The organism is Veillonellales bacterium (assembly GCA_039680175.1).
In the GTDB taxonomy this organism is placed as follows: domain Bacteria; phylum Bacillota; class Negativicutes; order JAAYSF01; family JAAYSF01; genus JBDKTO01.
This window is the reverse complement of the sequence record JBDKTO010000117.1, coordinates 75,811-97,738: the sequence shown is the minus strand read 5'-3', so window position 1 is coordinate 97,738 and position 21,928 is coordinate 75,811. Positions and strand designations below refer to the sequence as shown.

17 protein-coding genes are annotated in these 21,928 nt (G+C 54.2%); 2 read left to right on the top strand and 15 right to left on the bottom strand.

Features of this window, described 5'->3' with window-relative positions:
- Window positions 1-255 precede the first annotated feature (255 nt).
- Window positions 256-2,412, bottom strand: a complete 2,157-nt coding sequence (locus tag ABFC84_18875) for an ATP-dependent RecD-like DNA helicase (GenBank protein MEN6414807.1) — start codon at window positions 2,410-2,412, stop codon at window positions 256-258.
- 534 nt (window positions 2,413-2,946) lie between these two features.
- Between ABFC84_18875 and ABFC84_18870 the strand changes: the two genes are divergently transcribed.
- Window positions 2,947-3,207: a TIGR03905 family TSCPD domain-containing protein gene (locus tag ABFC84_18870; protein ID MEN6414806.1), complete on the top strand. Its 261-nt coding sequence runs from the start codon at window positions 2,947-2,949 to the stop codon at window positions 3,205-3,207.
- A gap of 176 nt (window positions 3,208-3,383) precedes the next feature.
- On the opposite strand, the gene ABFC84_18865 is transcribed toward ABFC84_18870, so the two are convergent.
- The 5 genes from ABFC84_18865 to ABFC84_18845 form a co-directional block, all read right to left on the bottom strand.
- Complete coding sequence (locus ABFC84_18865) at window positions 3,384-3,716, bottom strand: YvrJ family protein (GenBank protein MEN6414805.1); 333 nt, start codon at window positions 3,714-3,716, stop codon at window positions 3,384-3,386.
- Between the two features lie 21 nt (window positions 3,717-3,737).
- On the bottom strand, window positions 3,738-3,950 hold the full coding sequence (locus ABFC84_18860; protein ID MEN6414804.1) for a DUF2922 domain-containing protein: 213 nt from the start codon (window positions 3,948-3,950) through the stop codon (window positions 3,738-3,740).
- A gap of 35 nt (window positions 3,951-3,985) precedes the next feature.
- Window positions 3,986-4,210 (bottom strand): DUF1659 domain-containing protein, encoded by a 225-nt coding sequence (locus ABFC84_18855; protein ID MEN6414803.1) that lies wholly within the window; start codon window positions 4,208-4,210, stop codon window positions 3,986-3,988.
- A 4-nt stretch (window positions 4,211-4,214) separates the two neighbouring features.
- Window positions 4,215-4,802, bottom strand: coding sequence for a sigma-70 family RNA polymerase sigma factor (locus ABFC84_18850; GenBank protein ID MEN6414802.1), 588 nt, complete (start codon window positions 4,800-4,802; stop codon window positions 4,215-4,217).
- Between the two features lie 475 nt (window positions 4,803-5,277).
- Window positions 5,278-7,170, bottom strand: a complete 1,893-nt coding sequence (locus ABFC84_18845; GenBank protein MEN6414801.1) for an ABC-F family ATP-binding cassette domain-containing protein — start codon at window positions 7,168-7,170, stop codon at window positions 5,278-5,280.
- Between the two features lie 488 nt (window positions 7,171-7,658).
- Here ABFC84_18845 and ABFC84_18840 point away from each other — a divergent pair, with 488 nt between their 5' ends.
- On the top strand, window positions 7,659-8,237 hold the full coding sequence (locus ABFC84_18840; GenBank protein MEN6414800.1) for a hypothetical protein: 579 nt from the start codon (window positions 7,659-7,661) through the stop codon (window positions 8,235-8,237).
- A 106-nt stretch (window positions 8,238-8,343) separates the two neighbouring features.
- On the opposite strand, the gene ABFC84_18835 is transcribed toward ABFC84_18840, so the two are convergent.
- From ABFC84_18835 to ABFC84_18795, 9 genes are all read right to left on the bottom strand, one after another.
- Complete coding sequence (locus ABFC84_18835; GenBank protein ID MEN6414799.1) at window positions 8,344-8,817, bottom strand: hypothetical protein; 474 nt, start codon at window positions 8,815-8,817, stop codon at window positions 8,344-8,346.
- A 328-nt stretch (window positions 8,818-9,145) separates the two neighbouring features.
- The gene (locus tag ABFC84_18830) at window positions 9,146-9,817 is read right to left on the bottom strand and encodes a response regulator transcription factor (protein ID MEN6414798.1); all 672 of its coding nucleotides are present in this window, start codon (window positions 9,815-9,817) and stop codon (window positions 9,146-9,148) included.
- 18 nt (window positions 9,818-9,835) lie between these two features.
- Window positions 9,836-11,119 carry a secretin N-terminal domain-containing protein gene (locus ABFC84_18825; GenBank protein ID MEN6414797.1) on the bottom strand — a complete coding sequence of 428 codons (1,284 nt, stop codon included), beginning with the start codon at window positions 11,117-11,119 and terminating at the stop codon, window positions 9,836-9,838.
- Between the two features lie 5 nt (window positions 11,120-11,124).
- Window positions 11,125-11,706, bottom strand: coding sequence for a hypothetical protein (locus ABFC84_18820; protein ID MEN6414796.1), 582 nt, complete (start codon window positions 11,704-11,706; stop codon window positions 11,125-11,127).
- A gap of 369 nt (window positions 11,707-12,075) precedes the next feature.
- Entirely contained in the window at window positions 12,076-13,581 is a 1,506-nt protein-coding gene (locus ABFC84_18815; GenBank protein MEN6414795.1) for a glucose-6-phosphate isomerase, read from the bottom strand.
- A gap of 27 nt (window positions 13,582-13,608) precedes the next feature.
- Window positions 13,609-14,985 (bottom strand): TIGR02679 family protein, encoded by a 1,377-nt coding sequence (locus ABFC84_18810; protein ID MEN6414794.1) that lies wholly within the window; start codon window positions 14,983-14,985, stop codon window positions 13,609-13,611.
- A complete protein-coding gene (locus ABFC84_18805; protein ID MEN6414793.1) occupies window positions 14,982-19,211 on the bottom strand; it encodes a TIGR02680 family protein in 4,230 nt (1,409 codons plus the stop codon). The genes ABFC84_18810 and ABFC84_18805 overlap by 4 nt, the downstream gene beginning before the upstream one ends.
- Window positions 19,208-20,443 carry a TIGR02678 family protein gene (locus ABFC84_18800; GenBank protein ID MEN6414792.1) on the bottom strand — a complete coding sequence of 412 codons (1,236 nt, stop codon included), beginning with the start codon at window positions 20,441-20,443 and terminating at the stop codon, window positions 19,208-19,210. Before ABFC84_18800 ends, ABFC84_18805 begins: the two co-directional genes overlap by 4 nt.
- Entirely contained in the window at window positions 20,433-21,917 is a 1,485-nt protein-coding gene (locus ABFC84_18795) for a TIGR02677 family protein (GenBank protein MEN6414791.1), read from the bottom strand. The genes ABFC84_18800 and ABFC84_18795 overlap by 11 nt, the downstream gene beginning before the upstream one ends.
- Window positions 21,918-21,928 lie beyond the last annotated feature (11 nt).

Below are 21,928 nucleotides of genomic sequence, written 5' to 3'. Positions count from 1 at the left end.
TACACACCCCGTCGCTTCGCGCCACCCCTCTTTTTAGAGGGGATTTATCCCCCTGCCTATTCCCCTTAGAAAGATAAATAAAACTCCAAATTACGCACTTCGGTTTCGTCAGTCGAACTATACAGTGTAGAGGGGGTGTAGTCCCCTCTAGAAAGATAGATGAGACTCGAACCCGCGCCTTTCGGTTTCGTAAGTCGAATTATACAGAGTGGGGGTTCCCGTAGGGCGGGGTGTGTTACGTCCCCCGCCCTTTCCCTACAGCCACTCTCCCCGCAGGCGGTCGGCCAGGAGAGAGTAGCGTCTCCGGGTCCGGTCGTTGGCAAGAGCAGTATTCAGCGCCGCTTTTGTACCCAACAGTACCACCCGTTCTTTGGCTCTGGTTACCGCCGTATACAAGAGATTCCGCTGCAGCATTATATGATGACCGGGAATCAGGGGCATGACCACTACGGAATACTCGCTGCCCTGACTTTTGTGGACACTCATGGCATAGGCCAGATGCAGTTCGTCCAGTTCCTTTTTTTCATAGGGCACATCATTGTCAGGATAACGTACCACTACCACGCCTTCATCAATCCGGTAAATAAAGCCGATATCGCCGTTAAACACGCCTTTGCTATAATTGTTGCGGATCTGCATCACCTTATCGCCTTCCCGCAATGTCTGACCGGTTCCGCTGACGGCTGCTTTTCCCTCAACAGCCGGATTCAACGCCTGCTGCAGCAATTTGTTCAGGTTTTCCACGCCGCAGTCCAGCCGGTGCATAGGCGACAGCACCTGGACATCCCGCCAAGCATCAAATCCCTCTTCCGCCAATTCGTCCTTGCACAGCCTTACAATCGCCCGGGCCACTTCTTCGCTGGAACTGATTTCCCGGAACTGAAAGTCCAAGCTGCTGCTGCAGTCCGGCTGCATTCCCCGATTGATGCGGTGAGCATTGACGACGATCATGCTCTCTCCCGCTTGGCGGAACACTTCCGTAAGCCGTACCACAGGCACCGTTTCCGACCGCAGAATATCTTTCAACACCGATCCCGGACCCACTGCCGGCAGCTGATCCACATCTCCCACCAGCACCACCCGGCAGCCGTCAGGCACCGCCCGCAAGAAATAATTCATCAATACAATATCCATCATCGACACTTCGTCAACGATGACCACATCGGCATCCAGCGGCTCCTCTTCGTTGCGGAGAAATACCGGAGCCCCTTCCACCCCGCCGGTAGATTCCAGCAGACGGTGAATCGTCACTGCTTCCCGCCCGGTGGCCTCGCTTAACCGTTTCGCCGCCCGGCCGGTTGGCGCCCCCAGGAGAATCTTGAAGCCCTGCTGTTCCAGTACCGCCAATATTCCCTTGACGACCGTCGTTTTTCCGGTTCCCGGTCCGCCGGTAAGAGCCAGAACGCCATGCGTCAGGGCGGAAACCATAGCCTGATGCTGAGCAGCCGCCAAAGTGATACCGGCTGTTGCCTCCCAGGCTGCCACAATGGTATCAAAATCACTGTCCTTTGCCGCCTTGGCCCGGTCTTTTAAACGCAGCAAGCGCTCTGCCACCTGTTTCTCCGCATAATATAAATAGCGGGGATAGATCAGTGTCATGCCGTGGCAGTCTTCCACAAACAACTGATTCGCCTTCAAAAGTTCCGATACGTGACGGGCGACTTCCAGCCGGTCTGCCAGCAGCAGTTTTGCCGCTTCCTGCACCAATATATCCTCCGGTACACAGCAGTGGCCGGCCTGGGCAATATTGAGCAGTGCAAAATCAATTCCGGCGACAATCCGTTCGTTGCGATTGCGATCCATCCCCAAAGATAAAGCAATTTGATCTGCAGTCCGAAACCCGATACCGTTGACTTCCTCTGCCAGACGATAAGGATTTTGCTGCAGCACCTCAATGGCCATAGAACCGTATTGGGCAAAAATTTTAGCGGCGTAAGCGCCGGTAACGCCGTGGGCTTCCAAAAACAGCATCACTTCCCGCATTTCGGCATGCTCACTGTAGGATCGGTGGATTATATCCGCTTTTTTCGTGCCGATCCCGTCTACTTCCGCCAGCCGGTGCGGTTTATATTCAATAACCTCCAGGGTTTCCTGGCCAAAATGCCTGACCAGCCGGGCGGCTGTCGCCGGCCCAATTCCTTTGATAATCCCGGAAGCTAAAAATCGCTCGATGCCTTTCAGGCTGGTGGGAGCAATCCGCCGGCAGGATACAGCCTTAAACTGCCGGCCGAAGCGGGCGTGCTCTACCCAGTCGCCGTTTAACTCCAGCTGCTCCCCCACCAGCGGCGCCGGCATATTGCCCACTACCGCCACCGGGCCGCATTCTTGCGAAGGCTTCAGTTTAAAAACCGTAAAACTGCCGTCTTCGTTTTGAAAGGTAATTGTTTCCACCGTTCCTTCTAACCGTTCCATTCACTGCCACTCCTTTACAACCACCACCAAGAGCGGCGCTTGTTATCATTCCATTATTCGTAAAAGGCAGACGTAAATCCTGCAAAGCGGGCAGAGATTTACACACCCCGTCGCTACGCGCCACCCCCACTCTGTATAATTCGACTAACGAAACCGAAAGGCGCGGTTTCGAGTCTCATCTATCTTTCTAGAGGGGATTCAACCTGGATTCCCGCTTACTCATATCGAAGTTTTCTAAAATGTTCGGCAAAGTCAAGACTTTCCGGTATTTTGATATAGCAAGTACATCGTTATGAGTAAAAAATACATAACGATGCCAGTTTTTAGCAATGACAAGGGGTTGAAGCCACCTCGTTATGTATTTCCGGGAATCCAGGATTCAAGTCGTGCCATTCCCCTCTAAAAAGAGGGGAATGGCACGAAGGGCGGGGTGTGTCCGTCTGTCTCCCTTCCCGCCCGTGCCAACAGGAAAAATGCAAAGATTGTCGAATAGTAATAAAGTTTTCCATTTACCTCAAGAAAGGATAACCCAACATGAATCATTACACGACTTCCGGCGTTTGCTCCAAAGAAATCAAATTCGAAATTGACAACGGAATGGTCAAAAACGTGACCTTTATTTCCGGCTGCCCCGGTAATTTACAGGGCATCAGCCGACTAGTGGAAGGCATGCCTGTCCCGGAAGTCATCAAACGGCTGCGAGGCATTTGCTGCGGTCTAAAGGACACGTCCTGCCCGGATCAGCTAGCCCAGGCCCTGGAACAACTGGACACAAAAGATAAGACAAGCCGCTAGCGCGTTTTTTGGCTCATGGCTCATGGCTCATAGCTCATAGCTCATAGCTCATAGCTCATAGCTCATAGCTCATGGCACTTGGCAGTTGATAGTTAGTACTTGGCGAAAGGAATAAAATATTATAGTCCTAAACAGAAAAGCATCAGAACCTGACACAGGCTCTGATGCTTTCTTCGTTACAATTTTTCAGCTATTACTTTGCTCAGTTCATTGATACTGGCAGCCAGCTGTTCCAGCTTCCCTTCGATGCGTACCAGTAAGTATACGGAAATCATCATGGGAAAACCATAATTGGCCGCATAACCAAGCAATTGATCCATAGCGGTTACCTCCTTTTGGGGGCGATTGGCTGTTGGCTTAAGGCATTCGGCTCTAAATTCTGTCATTGCGAGCCGCAGCGAAGCAATCTCCCGGTTCCAGGCTGCCGCTTGCCGTTTTGAGATCGCCGCGGCTGACGCCTCGCAAATGACAACTCTGAGAAAGCGCCTAACCAATAGCCCATGGCTCATCGCCCTAGGCTCACAGCCCCTTTACGCCAGGGATACTGCTTCGCGGGTGCGAACGCGGGCGTCGACGATTTGTGCCAGATCGCCGCCTTTGGTGCTAAAAACATTCTTTGTCAGGATATCCTGCATCACGGTTTTTGCCTGAGCCTGGGTAACGTCATCCCGGGGGTCGGCCAGGTTGATCGTCACTTCTTTGCCGCTTTGGTTGCGGAAAACCAATTCCAGTGTTTTTACCATATCAGATTCCTCCTTTCCTGCCAATTATTCCTTTCTTACTGATTCACCAGAGTGTTTTCGTCCAAACGGGAAATGCTGATTACCGGGTACTTCTGCAGACTGCCCAGGCCCTGGCCGATGGCGTACACGTCGCTGTCGGCGGCACTGGCTTTAGTATTGGTAAAGCTGCGCTGACGATAAACCGGATTACCTGCGGCATTTGTTCCAGTCTGCACTTTCACAACCAGCCGGGTGCTTTGGGCTACTTTATTTACTGCCATTGTCTCACCCCCTTTCACTCTCATACATTCCGCTGAACCGCCGTTTTAAACGGGTCAAGCCCCGCTGTTTCAAATTGTGTACCGCCTGTACCGTAACATCCAGCTGCCGGGCCAGGGCGGTAAGACTGCTGTCGCCCAGCAGCGCCAGCACCACAACCTGCCGCTGACGCACCGGCAGTTCCTCAATGGCCTGACGCATTTCCCGTTCAAGCCAGTGATTCTCCGCTTCCTGCGCTACATTCCGGGAATCCGGTATCAGTTCCAGACTCAGTCCGCCTTCTTTCCGATCCTCCCTGTCGGATAACAGCACTTCCCGCTGCCAGTTCCGCCGCTGACACTTAAACAGATTCCACAAGGCGTATTTTATCTTGCTTTCAATATATCCGGCCACCGGCACTCCCACTGACGGCCGGTATGTCTTAACCGCCTGAACCACCGCCAGCCAGGCTTCCGCCTCCGCATCTTCGGCAATAGTCCGCAAATGGGGCTGACGAGCCTGCTTTTTAACCAGTCCTTCGAACCGACGGCAAATGGTGGTAAATGCAGCTTCATCCCCCGCCTGCGCTTGCTGTACTAAATCCACTAATTCCATTTTCCCTCACCTGTTGTGAGGAACCGGTCCCTCGATATTCGCGCTGGTTGTACTGTACCATGCCAAAAAAGGAAAAACAAAAGCCGGCTCAGCGTGACTCATCACGTTAGTCGGCTAAAACTACTGGTTATTGGCCGTGAGCCATAAGCTGCGGACTGTGAGCTGCTGGCTGCAGGATGGGTTGTCATCGCGAGGCGATGATAGCCGTGGGTGACATCAAGGTAATGATTGACAAAAAAGCGTTAGCTTACTTCGCTATCTCTCGCAACGAGCATGAAAGAATTACATAGAGTAGCGTGAAAGAGCATCTGGGAGGCTCCACAGATCGCCGCGTCGCTATCGCTCCTCGCGCTGACAAGCAGGAGAAGCTAGGGACAGAAAAAGCGGAACTTGGAACTTAGTAATGGGAACTGAATTCCAAGTCCCAAGTCCCAAGTCCCATTCTTTCGTCCCTATCCCCCTGCTATGCGCCCCGTCACTCCTCTTCTCCCAGCGCCATCCACTCATCATACTTCTCCGACAGCTCGGCCTGGCGCTGCCGGTACTCCTCTGCCAGTTCCCAGCTGGCGGAGGGATCTGTGTGGCTGGCCGGATCATTGAGCCGCCGTTCCAGTTCGGCGACCTCCGCCTCAAAGCAGGCGATTTCTCCCTCCAGCTTTTTCTGCCGCCGCTCCGTATCCTGCCTGCGAGGCTGCCGCTGCTGCTGAGACTTCTTTCCTCCGGCCGCGGTGTGGGGTGCGGCCTCTTTCACGGCAGCTGCCGCTTTTCCCTCTGCCAGCTTTTTCTCCCGATAGTAGCTGTAGTTGCCGGTGTATTCCACCAGTTTTCCCGCTGAAAGCTCCAGCACGCAGTTGGCCACCTTGTCCAAAAAATACCGGTCATGAGACACGGTTAAAAAAGTGCCGGGGAAACTCATAATGGCTTCTTCCACCGCTTCCTTGGCGGGAATGTCCAAATGATTGGTCGGTTCATCCAGAATGATAAAATTTGCTCCGGTCAGCATCAGCTTAAGCAAAGCCAGGCGGGCTTTTTCCCCGCCGCTTAAATCGCCGATCAACTTGAGCACATCATCCCCCCGGAACAAAAAGGCCCCTAAATAATGCCGGGATCGCTCCTCGCTTAAGCCGAATTCCTGATTCAGTTCATCCAGGATGCGATTGCCGGGATTCAGGCCTTCATGCTCCTGAGAAAAGTAACCTACCTTCACCCGGCTGCCCAGTTTTACCCGACCGGCTGTCGGCGGCAAATCTCCGGTCAGCAGTTTCAGCAGCGTCGTCTTGCCGGCTCCGTTCGGTCCGATGAGAGCCACCCCGTCGCCCTTCCGGATCAACAGGGAAAGATGTTCAAAAATAATCCGCTGACCATAAGCGGCCGAAACCTCCTCCAGCTCGGCCACCCGCTCGGCACATTCCCCCGGCGGATTAAAGGCAAAATAATCAAACCGGGCACCGGCAGCCGGCAGCACGATCCGTTCCATCCGCCCCAGCCGTTTCTCCCGCCCCCTGGCCTGCTTGGATTTCACCCCGGCCCGGTAGCGGTCAACAAAAGCCTCGGTTTTTGCAATAAAAGCCTGCTGCTTCTCATAAGCGTTTTCCATGGCTGCCAGCCGCTCGGCCTTCTGCCCCAAATAATCGCTATAGTTGCCGGCGTAGCAAGTCACTGTGCCGCCTTCCAGCTCCAGTATCCGTCCGGCTACCTTGTCCAAAAAATAACGGTCATGAGAAATAATCAAGACTCCCCCCGGATAACCGGCAAGAAAATCCTCCAGCCATTCCACCATGCTGATATCCAGATGATTCGTCGGCTCATCGAGAAATAAAAAATCCGGTTGGCGTATCAATGCCCTGGCCAAACAAATCCGCGTCTTTTGTCCGCCGGAAAACGTGTCTAAATCCCGGCTGAAGTCCTCATCGGTAAAGCCCAGCCCAAAAGCGACCCGGCGTACGCTATTCTCATATTCGTACCCGCCGCCCCTTTCAAAATTTTCCACCAGCCTGCCGTATTCTTTCATCAGTTCGGCCAGCACCGTTTCATCCTGCTCGGCGGCAATTGTCTTTTCCAGCTGCCGCATTTGTTTCTGCCAATTGATTACATCCTGATAAGCACTGCAAAGTTCCTCATACAGGGTCCCCCGGCCCAGCCCGGCATCCTGCTCCACATAACCGATGGTCTCCCCTGCCGGCATAGCCACCTGACCGCCGTCCGTCCGCTCCATTCCCAGCAAGCACTTCAGCAGCGTCGTCTTGCCAGCGCCATTGCCGCCGATCAGTCCCACTTTATCGCCCCGCCGAAGTTCAAAACTCACATTGGAAAATAATGTTTCTATCCCAAAAGCTTTCGTCAAGCCGTCAATCCGTAAAACTCCCATATTTTCACCTCGATATTTCCCATCAACATTCTGACAATATTATACCTTCCGGCAAAATCATCCGCAAATCGAAGCGCAGAGACTGGCACTTGGAACTTGGAACTGGGGACTTGGGACTTGGAACTTGGCACCTGGCACTGGGGACTGGGGACTGAGGACTTGGATTTGTAATTGCGAGCGGCAGCGAAGCAATCTCCCGGCCTCTATCGCCTCTTTCCTCCTTTGAGATCGCCGCGGCTGACGCCTCGCGATGACAGAGTAATAGGGTATTCTGTGCTAATACTTGGCTATGAGCCATGCGCTATAAGCCATGCGCTATGAGCCATGAGCCATGAGCCATGCGCCTTGGTTTTCTGCCCATCGCCAAATCCGTTCTCATTTTTCTATTGCCATTAGCAGGAAATTTTGTTACTATATAGATAATATATCAAACATATGTTCTGCATTGTTCTTGCATTTACAACTTTGAAAGGAGACTGCCAAATATTATGTCCGAACAAATCCCTGCACCGGATTCTATTGCCGCCATTCTGCCCTGCTACTCTTCCACCGGCGACGCCACCACCATTATTACAACCGATGGCCAAAGCCGCACCAACGCCACAAAAGTACACACCGTTATTCGCCGTATTGCCCTGAGCCGGTCTACCGATCTTATCGCTTTAAAACAGCATGTCACCCGGACCACCCAGCGGGTAATTCTAACACCGCTGCCCTTATCTCCCGGACTTGTCCTTTGTCCGGTCAAAGTGCGAAGGCCGCGCATTGCCGGCGATACCAGCACCGGTTATGTTAATTATCATGCGGTAAACAATGTGCAAAAATGTAGCAACCCGCCGTTTCAATCGGCCATTACGTTAGCCGGAGGTACCGAGATTCCCGTTCTCTGGGCAAGAGCAACTGTCATCAGGCAGCTGCAGCACGCCCGCCTGGCGATTTCCGATACCCCCGCTCCCACCGGTATCACCCTGCGGGAAAGTCAGGCCGATTACGGGGAACTTATCCCTCTGATCCACAAACTAATTGATATTGCCTGCCATTTTCTTGCCAGTAAGAACCGCCGCTAGCAAGTCTTTTCGGCACTTGGCTCATAGCTCATGGCCCTTGGCTAAAAGATTTTTATTAATTACAAACTTTCCTTTCTAAACCCGACACCTAAATTGATCCTATTCTCTATTCCCGGAGCAAGGCCGCTTCCCGCTGATCCTGCCGCAGCAGTCTGCGCACCGCCGCCCTAAATTGTTCGGCACTGAGACGAGTCCCCAGTTCCAAGACATGAATGACTTCTCCCCGGCACAAGGGCAGTCCGTCGGCTAAAGTCCGGTGGCCGCCGCTTAGTCGAAACAACTGCAAAAAAGGCAGCTGCTCAGCCAGTCGGGTTAAAATCAGCGGCGTAAGATCCTCCGAATCATAATCAACCACGACCACATCGCAAGCCAGGCCGGCGGCCTCTATTTCCCGTCCTAAATAACGGATTAAGTCTTCGATCTCCTGCTCCCCGTTCCGTACACCAATGAGAAAACTGACGCTGGGCAGCGGCATCAATTCCGGTGCCAGAAACAATTCCCATACATCCCGGACCAGCAGCCAGGCCCCATAAAGCGCCAACGCTACCATAACCACACTGGCCATATAGGAAAAGCACAAAATATCCTACCCCCTTTGCCTGGGATAGGATACTATATGCGATAATATAGCTAGATGTTACGAATTCATTGCATAATTCGACTAGCGAAACTCAAAAAGCAGAGTTTCGCATCTTTTCTAGCTTTGCATAAGTTCGGCTGACGAAACCAAAAGGCGTGGTTTCGAGTCTCACTTATCTTTCTAGAGGGGATTTTACCAAATATCACCGGGGACGGTTTCGCTGACAAAAAATTTTAGCATTAGCAGCAAGGAGATTGCTTCGCTGCCGCTCGCAATGACACTCCGGTGGACCGCGCAAAGTCCTTCGATCCCCGCGCCGTCCTCTCCCCTATCCCAGTTCCACAATCTTATTTTTCAGCGCGTACAACACTGCCTGGGTGCGATCGGCGACATTAATTTTGCGAAAAATATTCGTAAGATGATTCTTGACTGTTTTCTCGCTTAAAAATAATTTCTCGGCAATGGCCTGATTGCTCATTCCCTGGCAAATCAGCTCCAGCACCTCAATCTCCCGGTAAGTCAGCCGGTCTTCTTTCCGGCGTTCCTGCAATTTAGTTTTTTCCTGTTTTTTCTCTTCCTGGCGGTTAAGCTCACCAAACAATTTTGTAGCCAGCGTCGGGTAAATAAATGACTCGCCTTCATATACCTTGCGAATGGCCTTAACCAGCATCCCCGGCTCAATATCTTTCAGAAGATAGCCGACAGCACCGGACTTGACGACTTCCAGTACATAGCTTTCGTCATCATGAATCGTAAGAACAATTACCTTCGTATCCGGCCGGGTGCTTTGCAGCTTTTTAATAACCTCCAGCCCATTGTAATGCGGCATATTAATATCAAGCAAAAGCACATCCGGATCCAATTCGGCGACTTTCTGCAGAGTTTCCTCCCCGTCTGCCGCCTCCCCGATCACAATAAAGTCGTGTTCCAGTTCCAATACATTTTTAATTCCCTCACGCAGCAGCGCGTGATCGTCTGCAATCAGTATTTTAATCGGCACGACTTTTCACCTCCTTGGTTATTTCACAATCCGGGCCGTTAAAAAGATAACGACTTCAGTTTCGTTCTTGGATTTATCATGGCTTTGAAATAATTTACCCACTAAAGGCAAATTCGCTAAAAAAGGAATCTTACTGACGGAATCGGATTCATCTTTACCAATCAGGCCGCCAATTACCATGGTTTCACCGTCTTTCAGCCGCACCTGGGTATCCGCCGAGCGGTTGGTAAACTTATAAGCCTTTAAATCCGTCACATAAACCGGCGCACTGACTTCCGTATGGACAACAGCCGTAATATCGCCGTCGGCACTGATCCGGGGAGTGTACTTTAAAATAATGCCTGCTGTTCGATAGGTATAAGAAGTCGTGGTGATATTATTGGAAGTCGTAGTGGAAGCGATCGGCACTTCGTCGCCAATATTGATGATAGCTTCCTTACCGTTGATAGTAGTAATTTTCGGTTTGGACAGTACGGTAGCATCGCCATGGGTTATCAACGCTTTTACCGTTGCCTGGTAATTAAAAGTCCGCCCGAAACTTGTTTGAATATTGGAGGAATTGTTGGAAGAACTACTGGAAGAGTTGTCGGACGACGTATCGGTGGAGCGGGTACTGGTAGATGTCCAGGTCCAGTCTATTCCCAGGTCCTTAGTAGCCGTTTTATTCAGCGACAGCACTTCCGCCTCCAGGGATACCTGCTGACAGGGAACATCGATTTCCAGCAAAATTTTCCGGATTTGCTCCACTTCCCCGGGAGAGCCGATAAAGACAATGGAATTGGTCACATCATCCACCCGGATCCGGGTGCTGATATTTTGTCCCTGCTGGGACTGAGAATTCTGCCCCTGCTGCTGTCCCTGGGCAGACTGACCCGACGGCTGGGAAGAAGCTGTCTGACTGTCCTTCAGCGCTACACTGATTAAGCTGGCCGCATCGGCCGCATTGGCATACTGAATTTTGAATATATGAATATCGCCGAATCCTTTATTCATTTTCTCCGCCGGCCCCACCACAACGACATTGCCGATTTTTTGATAACTGAGGCCTTTAATTTTAGTCACGATATCCATAGCCGTTTCAAAGGGAATATTGTTCAATTCAAGCGTTACCTTGCCGGATACCGATTCATCAATCACCACATTCATGCCGCCGAGTCTGGCTAAAGTATGCAGCACCGGACCGATATCCTCGTCCACCACATTCAAGCTTACCAGCGGATTGGCCGCCCAGGCTGCCGGGGGGGCAACACACAGCATCACCAATACAAGCAGCAGCGAAACAGATAGCTTTCTGCCATGCATTACTATCACCTTCCCAACGTCAGTACAAGTTTTCCGTTCGGTCCCCATAATGTAGCGGAACTATCATAAACGGCCAATAATTGATAGCTGGAACCAATCATTTCTCCGGTCTCATAAGGCTGGGCCCTGCCGCCATACTGGATCAGCGCCACCCGCCGGTTATCCGCCCCGCCGACACCGGTCAGCACCGGCAGCGCAGCCTGCTGTTTAGCCGTGGAAGAGTCGGCAGTTCTCCGGCTGGCAGCAGCCGAAGAACCGGAAAAACGATTTTCCGCCTTAGCAGCCGATCCGCCCAAAGCAGCTGTATTGGCAGATTGCTCTTTGTCCTGATACCCCGGCGGGATAGCAAAAGGATCTCTCAACTCACCGTTTCCCTGAAGCGGCGGCGAATACCCCTGAGGCATCGCCGGCTGGCTAACCGCTGCGCCGCCATCAGCGCGGACAGGCATCATCGGCGGCATCGGCGCCACAGCCACACGGGAATTCCATAAGCCGTAAATTCCCACAATGGCTGCAACTCCGACCCCAAGAAGAATCAGCCGTCTTTCCCGCGATGTAAACTTGTCCCAGTATTCGGCTATCTTCATAACAATAACTCCATTGTCATTTATTTCTACCGTAGAGTAACTTTTTCTACATCTTATGTAAAAATCCTGTCACTGGCTGACAGGATTTTTTTGGTACACTCAAATTTATATTTTATATGCTCCCGCTAAGTCGAGTTATGCAAAGCGAATTATTATGCTCGGAATGTAGAAAAAATCGCAGAACTCACGCTGTACACACCCCGTCGCTAACGCGCCACCCCTCTTTTTAGAGGGGATTTTAAGACCGCCTATTCCCCATTAGAAAAATAGATAAGACTCGAAACCATCTTTTGGTTTCGTTAGCCGAATTATACAGAACAGGCAAATCGTCCGCAGGGCGGGGTGTGTCTCCTTGTCCGCCTTTTCGTCTTAACTCTTTAGCGCTCTCAGTCTTGGCCCCATCAGCCGCTTATAGGCCTCCACTCCCGGTTGGTCGAAAGCATCCACATTGGCAAGTTCCCCTTCGTAAGCCACCGACAGTGCCAGCAGATACAGCAATTCTCCCAGATGATAAGCCGTAAGCTGCGGCAGTGTAAACACGGCGTTAAACCGTCCGTCGCCCGCCAGCGCCCCGGCGTTGGCTTCCCGGGCGACTTCCAGTGCCTGACCCAGAGTAATTCCCGCCATATCGGCCAGTTTCTCCACCCGGGGATACAAATTGGGAATCACCGGGTCTTTTTCCCACTGTGCCACCCTGACAAACTGCACCACTTTATCTCGCTTGCCGTCCTGATGCTGCTGGGTCTGAGCATGCATATCCGTTGTCCCGACCGCCACAATCGGCGTCCGGCCGTAAAACACGTCCCTGCCCTCACGATCGGTTCGCTTTCCCAGAGATTCCGCCAGCAGCTGGACATACCACTCAGCCACTGACTTCAGATAATCACCATAAGGCATAAATACCTCAATATTCCGCCCGTACTTGGCCGCTGCCAGATATTTCAGCGCCGCATTCAGCATCGCCGGATTGCGCCACACATCCCCGGTCTGACAGACTTCATCCATATTCCGGGCTCCGGCCAAAAAGCCGTCCATGTCAAAGCCGATGCAAGCCGCCGTAATCAGCCCCACTTCGGAAAATATACTGAACCGCCCGCCGACGCCGTCCGGCACGCTGAAAGTCCGCCATCCCTGCTCGCCAGCCAATTTTTTTAGCAGCGTCGCCTTTTCCCCCGCCGCCGGATCCGTCACCGCCGCAACCTCGACTTCAATCAGCGGCGCCTGCTTTTGCAGCGCATCATACACCACCAGAAAATTCGACATCGTATCCAATGTCGACCCGGATTTGGAAATCACAATCAAAGTAACCTTATAAGGCTGTTTACAATCCACTCTAGCAAGAGGGGTACCTGCCGGGTGGGGTGTGTTGTCCTTTCTCTTCGCTTCCCGCACCAATTGCTCCACCAAATCCCCCGTCCGCCGAGGATCAATATTATTGCCGCTGAAATACAGCTTAGGATAGCCGTCCCGTTCCTCAGCCGTCTTACTGTTCCAAAACTCACCGCAGTGAACATCAAATAAAACCTTATTGCCCAAATAGGACCCGCCGATACCAAAAGACACCACCGCATCCGCCCGGCAGCGCAGGGAGCGACCGAAATTCTTCAGCCGTTCCAGGGAAGCCGGGGAATTCAACTGTCCGTCGGCAATATAAGGCAACTGAGTAAACAGCACTTTTTCCGCCGTACCGTCTTTCGACCGATGCCCCCTGACCTCACCTGTATCCCGCATCCGGCAGACTGCCTGATGAGCCTGTTCCAGCCGGCCGGCCAGCTCGTTAACATCCCCGGCCGTCACTTTTTGCTCGCCAAACAGGTTGGTATAGTCAAAACAAAAACCAGACTCCAGTTTAAGGAAATTACTCTGTTTTGTCATGTCAGTCGCTCCCATCTGCACCTATTTTTAAAGTTCTATATCCGCGGCCAGCTTTGCCAGCAATCCCTCCTGATAAGCCGCCAGGCCCGTCTGCTCCATCAGCTGACACAGCGGCGCCAGTTCCGGCAGGACAACAGACCGTAATTTGTTCAGCCGGCCCCGGCCGATGGGTTCAGACGGACCGGCCTCCCGGTAATCCGCCGCCGTCATGCGCCAAAGACCGGCCCGGCCGGCATACCGCCGCAGTAATTTCTGGGCAATCTGCAGCCCTTCCGGATCAAAATCGCCGGCATAGCGCAGCAGCGCACCGCTGCCGGCAAGACGATCCAGCAGAGCCCAGGAAGCCAGCTTCGGCTGACCGTGGAGACAAACCAGCGGTTTTCCCCCCCAGCTGCCGTCCCCGCCTTTTTCATCCAGCAGGGCCGAAAATACTCCGGAATTTTCCACCACCAGCACCTCATAACCAGCATCGTTCTCTCGCCCGGCTGCCGCCGGATAAATTTTTACCGCCCGCACTACCTCCCGCAGGGGCAGATTCAGCGGCGCACCGGCCTGAACCGCCCGGCGCCAGTAGACGATCTCTCCCCGCCGGTCATCAGCGGCCAAACCGATGCAAGTCACAAAATTCAGCAAATCATCCCTCAGCAGCCGAAAATGATACAACAGTTCCGTAATTACTTCAATAGCCGACAGTCTCTCCGGCGATTCGCCGCCGTCGCCGGTGCAAAAGGAGCTGTCGCACTCTTCCTGCCTTGACCGGCGGATATATGCCAGTCCTTCCAACAGCAGTTTCCCGGCCTCACCGTCAATATCCAGGCCGTGGGGATTGCCGCATATTTCCCGGGAAAATACCGGCAGCCGCCGATATTCTTCCGGCAACCCGGCCATAGCCCGCAGCGCCACTGACATATTCTCCATAAACCGACGGGGATCGCGGCGAAAGGCCGTCTGCACCCGTCTTGTACCTTCTTCCCGGTCCAGCGCCCCTTTCAGCCAAGCCTGGCAAAAAGGCTGAGAAAACTTAGCCAACAATGCTGTCAACGCCCGGCGCCGCCGGCTCTCTGCCTGCTCCTGCTTCTCCCGGCGGCTGACAAGGGGTTCTCCCTGCCAGGCCGCCAGTACCGCCAAGGGGTCCAAACCGCCGAACCGGGTTTCCGCCAAGGCGGTTTTAAACTTTTCGGCGGAAATCCGCAGACTGCCTGCCGGCAGCACCCGGCGAAAAAAAGACTCCAAAGCTGTCTTTTCTTCCCTGCTGACTCCGGTCAATACCACGACTCCCGCCAGCCGGCCCAGCGTACGGTACTTTTCCGTCATTCCGGCCAGGAGGCGCTCCAGGCCGGAATGGGAATGAAAGTAGTCCGCCGCCTCGGCCAGCAGTAGGTCCTGCGGCTTCTTTCCGCTCATTGTTCCCCCTGCCGGGCGGCGGCCACCACCGAAGAAGCAGCCTGTTCCGCCTCGCCGGCTGCCTGCAGTGTCCGCACCGACCCGTTCCAGTGATACCGCACCACCGTAACATAAGGCGCATTCTGGGGGCGAATCAGCTCGCAAACCGCCAAAGACGGCACCACATCATAATCTCCCCACAACGCCTGGGAATTCATAATATAATTAAACCCTAACTGCTCCACTAAGGCAAAAGTATCCCGGATATTGTTTTCATCCACCCCGGCAAAGGCTTCATCCAAAGTAATAATATACGGCGCGTCCGGACCGGCCTCCTGATAACGGGAATAAGCGGCTGAAAATAGGGGAATATACATGGCCATGGCTTTTTCACCGCCGCTGAACTTGAAAAATACCTTATCGCTCAGTTCCCGCCAGTTCAAATTTACCTGGGTATACTGCAGCTTAAATTGGAACCAGAGGCGATAATCCAGCAGCTGCCGGACGGCCTGCTGAAAAGTGGCCTCGGCTTCCCCGGCTGCTCCTTCGCTGGCCTGCTTGGCCTGCTGGATGCGGGACTGAAAGTGGCTCACCATTTTCGCTAAATCCTCTTCCTTTAGAACCGCCGGATCGGCATGCAGCAGCCGCACCAAATCCTGCGTATCCAGTTCCTCATCCCGGTCCGCGGTCCGCGCTTTCCACTCCAGTTTAAACTTCAATCCGCTGGAATTGTCCCGCTGCTGCATCAGTTTGTTCATTTTCTCTACCCATTGCTGAGCCGAACGGATGCGGCGGCTGATAATCCGGCCGATACTGTTCATAATCACTTCTTCATACAATTCCTTGTCCTTATCGGACAAAATCGCCTTTTGCTCCTCAATTTGCCGGTTCAAAACCTGCTGCAGTTGATAAGGATTCTGCCGCCGTCCGTCGTAATCCAGAGTAATCACCAGACGATGCGATTTCTCCCGCAGCTTTTCCAGATCGGCGGCCAGTCCGTCGTCTTCCTCCCTATTTTCCGGCAAAACCGGTACAGCCTTAATTTCAACAGTCAGCGGCTCCAGCTGCATCCGGTATTCCATCAGCACATTATTTTCCACCGCAAAGCTTTTGCTGATCCGATCCGTCAGGCTGATGCGGTCCGGTTTGTCAGGCTTCAGCCAGCCGCCCTTGTCGCGAAGGATCCCGCCGCTGTCAGTCGTCTCGTCCGGCGGATAAACCAAACCCAGCTGCAATTCCTGCTTCAGCAGCTGCTGCCAGCAGACAATCAGCTGTCCGACAAACTGAGTCTTAGCCGCCACTTCCAGCTTGCGGCTTTCCTGGAGGCGAATATCGCCTTCCAGTTTGGCAGCAGCGGCAATCAGTTCTTTGACCGCTGCCGGTATTTCCTTCAGCCGTTTGGCCACAAACCGAACACGCTCCCGCAGTTCTTCCGCTCCCATCTCCCGCATCCGGCTTTCCAGCCGGTCAATTTCCAGCCGGATCGTCTGCAGCCGGCCTTCCTGCACCAGCAGTTCGCCTTTCAATCCGTCCACCTCGGCGGACAAATCCGCCAGCCGTCGGCCGCATTGCCGGGCATTATCGCTGCTGTTCAAAAATCCCTGCCGGCTCAATTCCAGCTCATGGAGACTCTGCTGATACTGCCGCATCACCGACACCGCGCCTTCATAACCGGATTCATCCGCCGGCAGCTTCAGCCCGTCGCTGACCTTCTGCCACTCCTGCCGCAAAGACAGCACTTCACCGGTAACTTCCCGCAGCCGCCCGTCCACTACATTGACCCGCTGTTCCTGCCGGACAATATTCGCGGTCACCGCCTGCTTGTTATGAAAAATCTCCCGGATTTCCGTTTCTGCCGGAAAGTCTTCCCTGGCCTGGCGATTTTTCTCCTGACGGCTTCGCAGCAGCTGCATTTTCCCATGAACCTCTTCCACAGCCAGCGCCGTTTCCCGTAGCTTTTCCTCCAGCTCAGCCATCTGCCGGCGCCGGTATTCCTGACGGGCCTGCCTGCCGATATAGACCGCCGACTGGCGGCGGGACGCCCGACCGCTGACGAGGTTCAACCGGTAATCGCCGCTGTCAGCCGAAAGCACCGGCTGGCTGCTGCCATTCGCCGCCGGCCCTGTCCCCGGCCGGCAGTCGTCAATCAAAATGCTCCGCAGAACCTCATCAATATCCGCCGCCGACACCTTCCCGTCTACCGGCGGAGTCGGCTGCAGATAATCCGCCAGCGTGGCAGTCATAATCTGGGGATCCGGATAAAACACCGAACCGTAAGCCTCCAGTCCGGAAAGTTCCGGCAGCCGGCCGGCCGGAACAATCAAAGCATCCAGCAGCCCCATATCGGTCAGTGCCGCTTCCAGACGCTCCCGCATGGCCGGCGTCACCCTGGAATCAAATTCGACAGCCGCATAAAAAGGCACGAAAGGGACCTGTTTTTCCGTCAGCAGCCGGCGGGTCGCCTCCACATCCGGCAGCCGCTCCGGCTCCGGATCCCGCTGATCCCGCCAGGATTGCAGTTCCTGCTGCAGACCCTGTTCCTGTTCCTCCAGCTGGCGCAGCCGGGCTCCGTTTAAACCCAGTTCCTGGTTCAGCCGGTCGACCTGCCGCCCGTAAGCTGTATCCAGCGGCGCCTGCACATCGCTCCACAGCCGTCCTTCATACAATCCCTGAATGCCCTGGGCAATCTGCCGCAGTTCTTCCTTCTCCAGCGGCAAATCAGCGTCATAACGCTGCTGCCAGCTGTACACATCGGCCAACAGCTGCTCCCGGACCTCCAGAAACCGCTGCTCCAGCTTACGATGTTCGCCCCGGTATTCGTCGAGCAGTCGCCGTTCCTCCCCCAGTTCCTGTTCAATCCGGTCGCGGCGCAGCCGGGCTTCCCGCTGCCGACGCAGCACCTGCAGCCCCGCTTCCAGCCTTGCTACATGGGATTGGGAATTTTGCCGCCATCCCCCGAAAGAAACCTTTGCCGGCTGAACGGCAAAATCCCGCGCCAACAACTCATGATCGCTGAAATCAGCTTCCGCCGCCAAAGCAGCCATGTCTTCCAGCTGTTCTTCCATTCCCTGCCGGAAGGTTTCCCGCTGTCCTTCATATTCCAAAACCAGCTGCCGTTCTTCCCGCTCTCCCTTTTGCCGCTCCGCCAATTTCTCTTCCCGGTTTTTCTGCTCACCCTCCAGCTGGATCAGCTGCTGTTCCTTGGCCTGCTTTTGCTGCTCCACCTGAAATACATCATGCTTCTCCAGTTCCGCCTTTTCCACTTCCAGAACTGCCAGCTCCCGTTCCAGCTCCGCCTGACTCCGCCGCTGTTCCGTCAGCAGTCCGGCTGCTTCCGCTAGTCCTTCCGCCAGTTCTTTGCCCTCCCGTTCCAGCCGGCTGTGCCGCCGTTCGGCTTTTTGCGCCAAGTCCGCCTTTTCCGCCAGCACATACTCGTTATATCCGTCATACTGGCGGCACAACCGGTTCAAAGCCTGGCGATCCCGTTCCATTTGCTCGATCTGAAGCTTGATCCGCTCCATGCTTTCAATCGTATCCGACAACGGACGCAATTCTTCATCCGACAAAGACGGCAGCGATTCATTTAAAATTTCATAAATAACACTGGGCTTAAAATCCTTAGACAATTTCGGACTGCGCAGCTGAATGAGAAGCTTCATCAGTTCCTGATACTGCTCCAAATTCTCGAACCCGAATACATGCCGGTTCACCAGTTCCATATAGTCCTTCTGCGACCGCACCACCTGTCCGCCGGAGCCGACGGCCCGTTCCAGCTCGGCCCGGGTAAAAGGGATGCGCTGGGGGGAGCCGTCTTCCGGATTCATCTCCCGCTTATACAGCCAGAAATCCCGGCCGATACGCCGGTTGTCGGTAATGACAAAGCCCCAAAAATCAACGGTGCCGCCGCGCCGGGCGTGAAGACCGATACCGGTGGTCACATATTGATCCGTCTGCTGCCGCTTGTACTCCAGATACAGATAGCCGGTACGCTCATCCCGGTTGACGATTTCCTTTTCCCCCAGCAGATAATCCTCCATCCGCCGGGAACGGGAACCAAAGCTGTCCAAACGGTCCGGACTCTTGACCCCGTCAAGCAGCACCGTAATCAAGCTTTGCATCGTCACCGATTTTCCCGATCCGTTGCTGCCTCGCAGCAGCAGCCGTCCATCGGCAAAATCAAATTCTTCCTCATCATAATACCAGTAATTCAGCACACCGGCCCGGTTCATCTGCCATTTGTTCCTCATCTGCTTTTCCCCTCCCGGCTCTTGCCCTGATAATCCGTCGGATACTGCCCCTGCAGCCGTCCCAGCGCCGGTCGGAATTGAATCAGTCCGGTTTCCCTGTCGGTTACCGCCATATTCCACTCCACCAGCTCCGCCAGCACAGTGGCAGCCAGTCTGCCCAGCGGCAGCTCCCGGTATTCCTTCGTCCAGCCCGACCCATACTCCCGGCGGCATTCCGCCGCCAAACCCTCGAATTCCACGGCGCTCAGACTGTCCGGCGCCTCTTTTTTCTGCCGCTGCCGGCGGTACAGTGCCGCAAAATGCAAAACCACGGCATGAATCCCGCTGCGATAAGCCGGAAAAATCTGCCGGCCCCAGCCGGTCCGTTCCGGGCTTGTCAGCATAGCGCAATCCTTGTACAGTTCAAACTGCAGACCGGTCGTATTCTCCAGTTCCTCCCGCAGCCGCCGCTGCATATTCCGTAAATAGGCGAAATCTTCCGGCCGGGCGTCGTCGCCGTTATACGCCGCCGTCAGCAGCAGCTGCCGGTAAATCCGGTTCCGGCGCCCCGTCCCCGTAGCAGCCTCGTCGTCGGAAAGCTCGGCGGCCTGCAGCGATTGCATGCTGTCGTACTGCTGCAAATCTTTCGGATAGGAACGTAAAAAATAACGCGCCAACAGAGTCACCTCATACAAGGCTTCCCCCTCCCGGCGCATCGCAAACTGCTCGCTGTCTCCATCCACCAGCCGCAGCAGTCCGGCTTCCGCCGCAAAGGCAAGGACCCGGACCAGCGACCGGCGATGCTCATAATTTTCCCAGTTCAGCCTGCCGCCGTCCCCCGCCTCGTGAGGATAGAAAGCCAAAATGCTTTCACACAGCTCACTGAGCAAAAATTGCTCCTCTACCGCCTTTTCTTCCAAAAAAGCCAGCAGGCAGCACAGCAGCGAATAATCCCTGGGTTGCTGAAAACTTTCAATTCCCATCCAGGCCTGGGGCTGATCCGGAATTTTTTCCAGCTTGTAGAACTGAGGATTTTGAATCAGCCGCCAGCCGCATTTTTCAAAAAAATACCGTCTTAACGCCGGTTCATAACGGCGGATCAGCTGATACTGCTCCGGCTGTTCCTCCCGGAGAATCCAATAATTTTCCAATAGTAACGTCGTTGCTTCTCTGATATCTTCCGGATCAGCCTGCAGCGAAACCAGATTGTCCTGCGCCATAACATCCTCCACACTTTTCTGTTTACCGGGCACCGCTGAATTCTAAAATATAATTCGGCATCTCCAGTTCGCCGTCCGTACTGCGCAGCACAGTCCGGCTGCCCCTGACGCCGTCCAGCAGCCGGATGCTTCGCCCGGTCTCAGTCTGAATCCGCCGCTCCTTATTTTGCATGCAGCGGGTAATCCACACCAGCAGCGTTTTGCGGACAAAGGGATCCACTTCCGGCAAATCGGCCAATACAATCCGCTGATTGCAGATTAACCCCTCAAGCAACGCTTCCTTCTGCCGCTGACCGGCAATATACTCCTGCAAAGCGGCCCGCTTTTCCGCCGTCCGGTCAACCACCGCCCCCGGCCGGCTCTTCTCCCGGTAGCCTGCGACCCGCGGCGTCACCGTCACCACTGTCGGCGCTTCGTCCCACACCAAACTGTCCATATCCTCGCTGAGCCGGGGTTCGCCGTAAAAATGGCGGGTATGGGCAATGCCGAATAAGAGCGACGACAGCTGATGGCATTCCCCCACTGCCGGCAGACCGGCAAACCAGCCGGCCAAATGCAGATAATCATGACGCCGGCTGCGGAACGCCTGCCGTCTCTCCCCCACCCGCTGGGCAAACCGGGTAATCCGCCTGATTGTTTCCGTCGTCTCATTCTGCAGCGTGATCAGTTCGCTGGGATGATTTCCCCGCCCCAAAAACCACTCGGACAGACTGCGGTATTTATCCTGATAGCTTTCCTGCCACTCTTCCCGTCCGGGTTGGGGCTCCATCCGGGGAATGCTCAGCTGGTAATCCGCCAGCCTCCCGGCGATCCCGGCTGCCAGCTCCGGCGAAGCCTTTTTCAGCGCCCCCTCGATTTTAAAAGAAGTCCGCTGCATACTCAAAATAAAATTCTGCAAATACTGGGTAAACGCATTCTTATACGCGACAAACGCCTCCGTCATCATGTGCTCCTCCACCTTGTCGCTTTTCAAATGCGCCAGATAATCGGAAGCATTCTGCACCATGTCGCGAAAATAGCCGTACAAATCTTCCCACGTCTGATTCAGTTCCCCCGCCTCCAGAGTCATTCCCTGCTCCAGCAGCCGCACCAGCGATGATAGCAGCCGCTCAAACAGCGTAACCTCCAGAGAACCGCCGCCAAAGCCGCCCCCCAGCTGGGCCAGCTTATTCACCATCCGTTCAATTTCAATCGTGTAGGGCGTACATTGATAGCGAAACTTTTTTCGCTTAAAGTCCTCAATCGTATGAACCCGTCCCGTTTCCTGCCGGGGAATCAAATTCTTCCACTCCACCAGCTGCTTTAAATCCTGCTGCAGCTGGTCCTCGCTGTATTCGGCAAAAAAACTGTTTTGCCGCAAATCCTGATAAATCTCTTCCGGATACACATAGTGGCGCAAACGCTCATGCTGGAGAAAGCAGTACCGCAAAATAGCCCGGTACCGCCAGGTGTTGTCCGTGCTTAAATAACTGACCTCCACAATCGGCCGCAAATCCTGATCATTCATTCAGCGCCTGA

Bases quoted from the DNA above. Each gene is read 5' to 3' on its own strand.
- ABFC84_18855 (MEN6414803.1), bottom strand. From the start codon at position 4,210: ATGGCAGTAAATAAAGTAGCCCAAAGCACCCGGCTGGTTGTGAAAGTG.
- ABFC84_18860 (MEN6414804.1), bottom strand. From the start codon at position 3,950: ATGGTAAAAACACTGGAATTGGTTTTCCGCAACCAAAGCGGCAAAGAA.
- ABFC84_18870 (MEN6414806.1), top strand. From the start codon at position 2,947: ATGAATCATTACACGACTTCCGGCGTTTGCTCCAAAGAAATCAAATTC.
- ABFC84_18815 (MEN6414795.1), bottom strand. From the start codon at position 13,581: ATGACAAAACAGAGTAATTTCCTTAAACTGGAGTCTGGTTTTTGTTTT.
- ABFC84_18850 (MEN6414802.1), bottom strand. From the start codon at position 4,802: ATGGAATTAGTGGATTTAGTACAGCAAGCGCAGGCGGGGGATGAAGCT.
- ABFC84_18805 (MEN6414793.1), bottom strand. From the start codon at position 19,211: ATGAGGAACAAATGGCAGATGAACCGGGCCGGTGTGCTGAATTACTGG.
- ABFC84_18820 (MEN6414796.1), bottom strand. From the start codon at position 11,706: ATGAAGATAGCCGAATACTGGGACAAGTTTACATCGCGGGAAAGACGG.
- ABFC84_18875 (MEN6414807.1), bottom strand. From the start codon at position 2,412: ATGGAACGGTTAGAAGGAACGGTGGAAACAATTACCTTTCAAAACGAA.
- ABFC84_18865 (MEN6414805.1), bottom strand. From the start codon at position 3,716: ATGAGCCATGGGCTATTGGTTAGGCGCTTTCTCAGAGTTGTCATTTGC.
- ABFC84_18810 (MEN6414794.1), bottom strand. From the start codon at position 14,985: ATGAGCGGAAAGAAGCCGCAGGACCTACTGCTGGCCGAGGCGGCGGAC.
- ABFC84_18840 (MEN6414800.1), top strand. From the start codon at position 7,659: ATGTCCGAACAAATCCCTGCACCGGATTCTATTGCCGCCATTCTGCCC.
- ABFC84_18795 (MEN6414791.1), bottom strand. From the start codon at position 21,917: ATGAATGATCAGGATTTGCGGCCGATTGTGGAGGTCAGTTATTTAAGC.
- ABFC84_18825 (MEN6414797.1), bottom strand. From the start codon at position 11,119: ATGCATGGCAGAAAGCTATCTGTTTCGCTGCTGCTTGTATTGGTGATG.
- ABFC84_18845 (MEN6414801.1), bottom strand. From the start codon at position 7,170: ATGGGAGTTTTACGGATTGACGGCTTGACGAAAGCTTTTGGGATAGAA.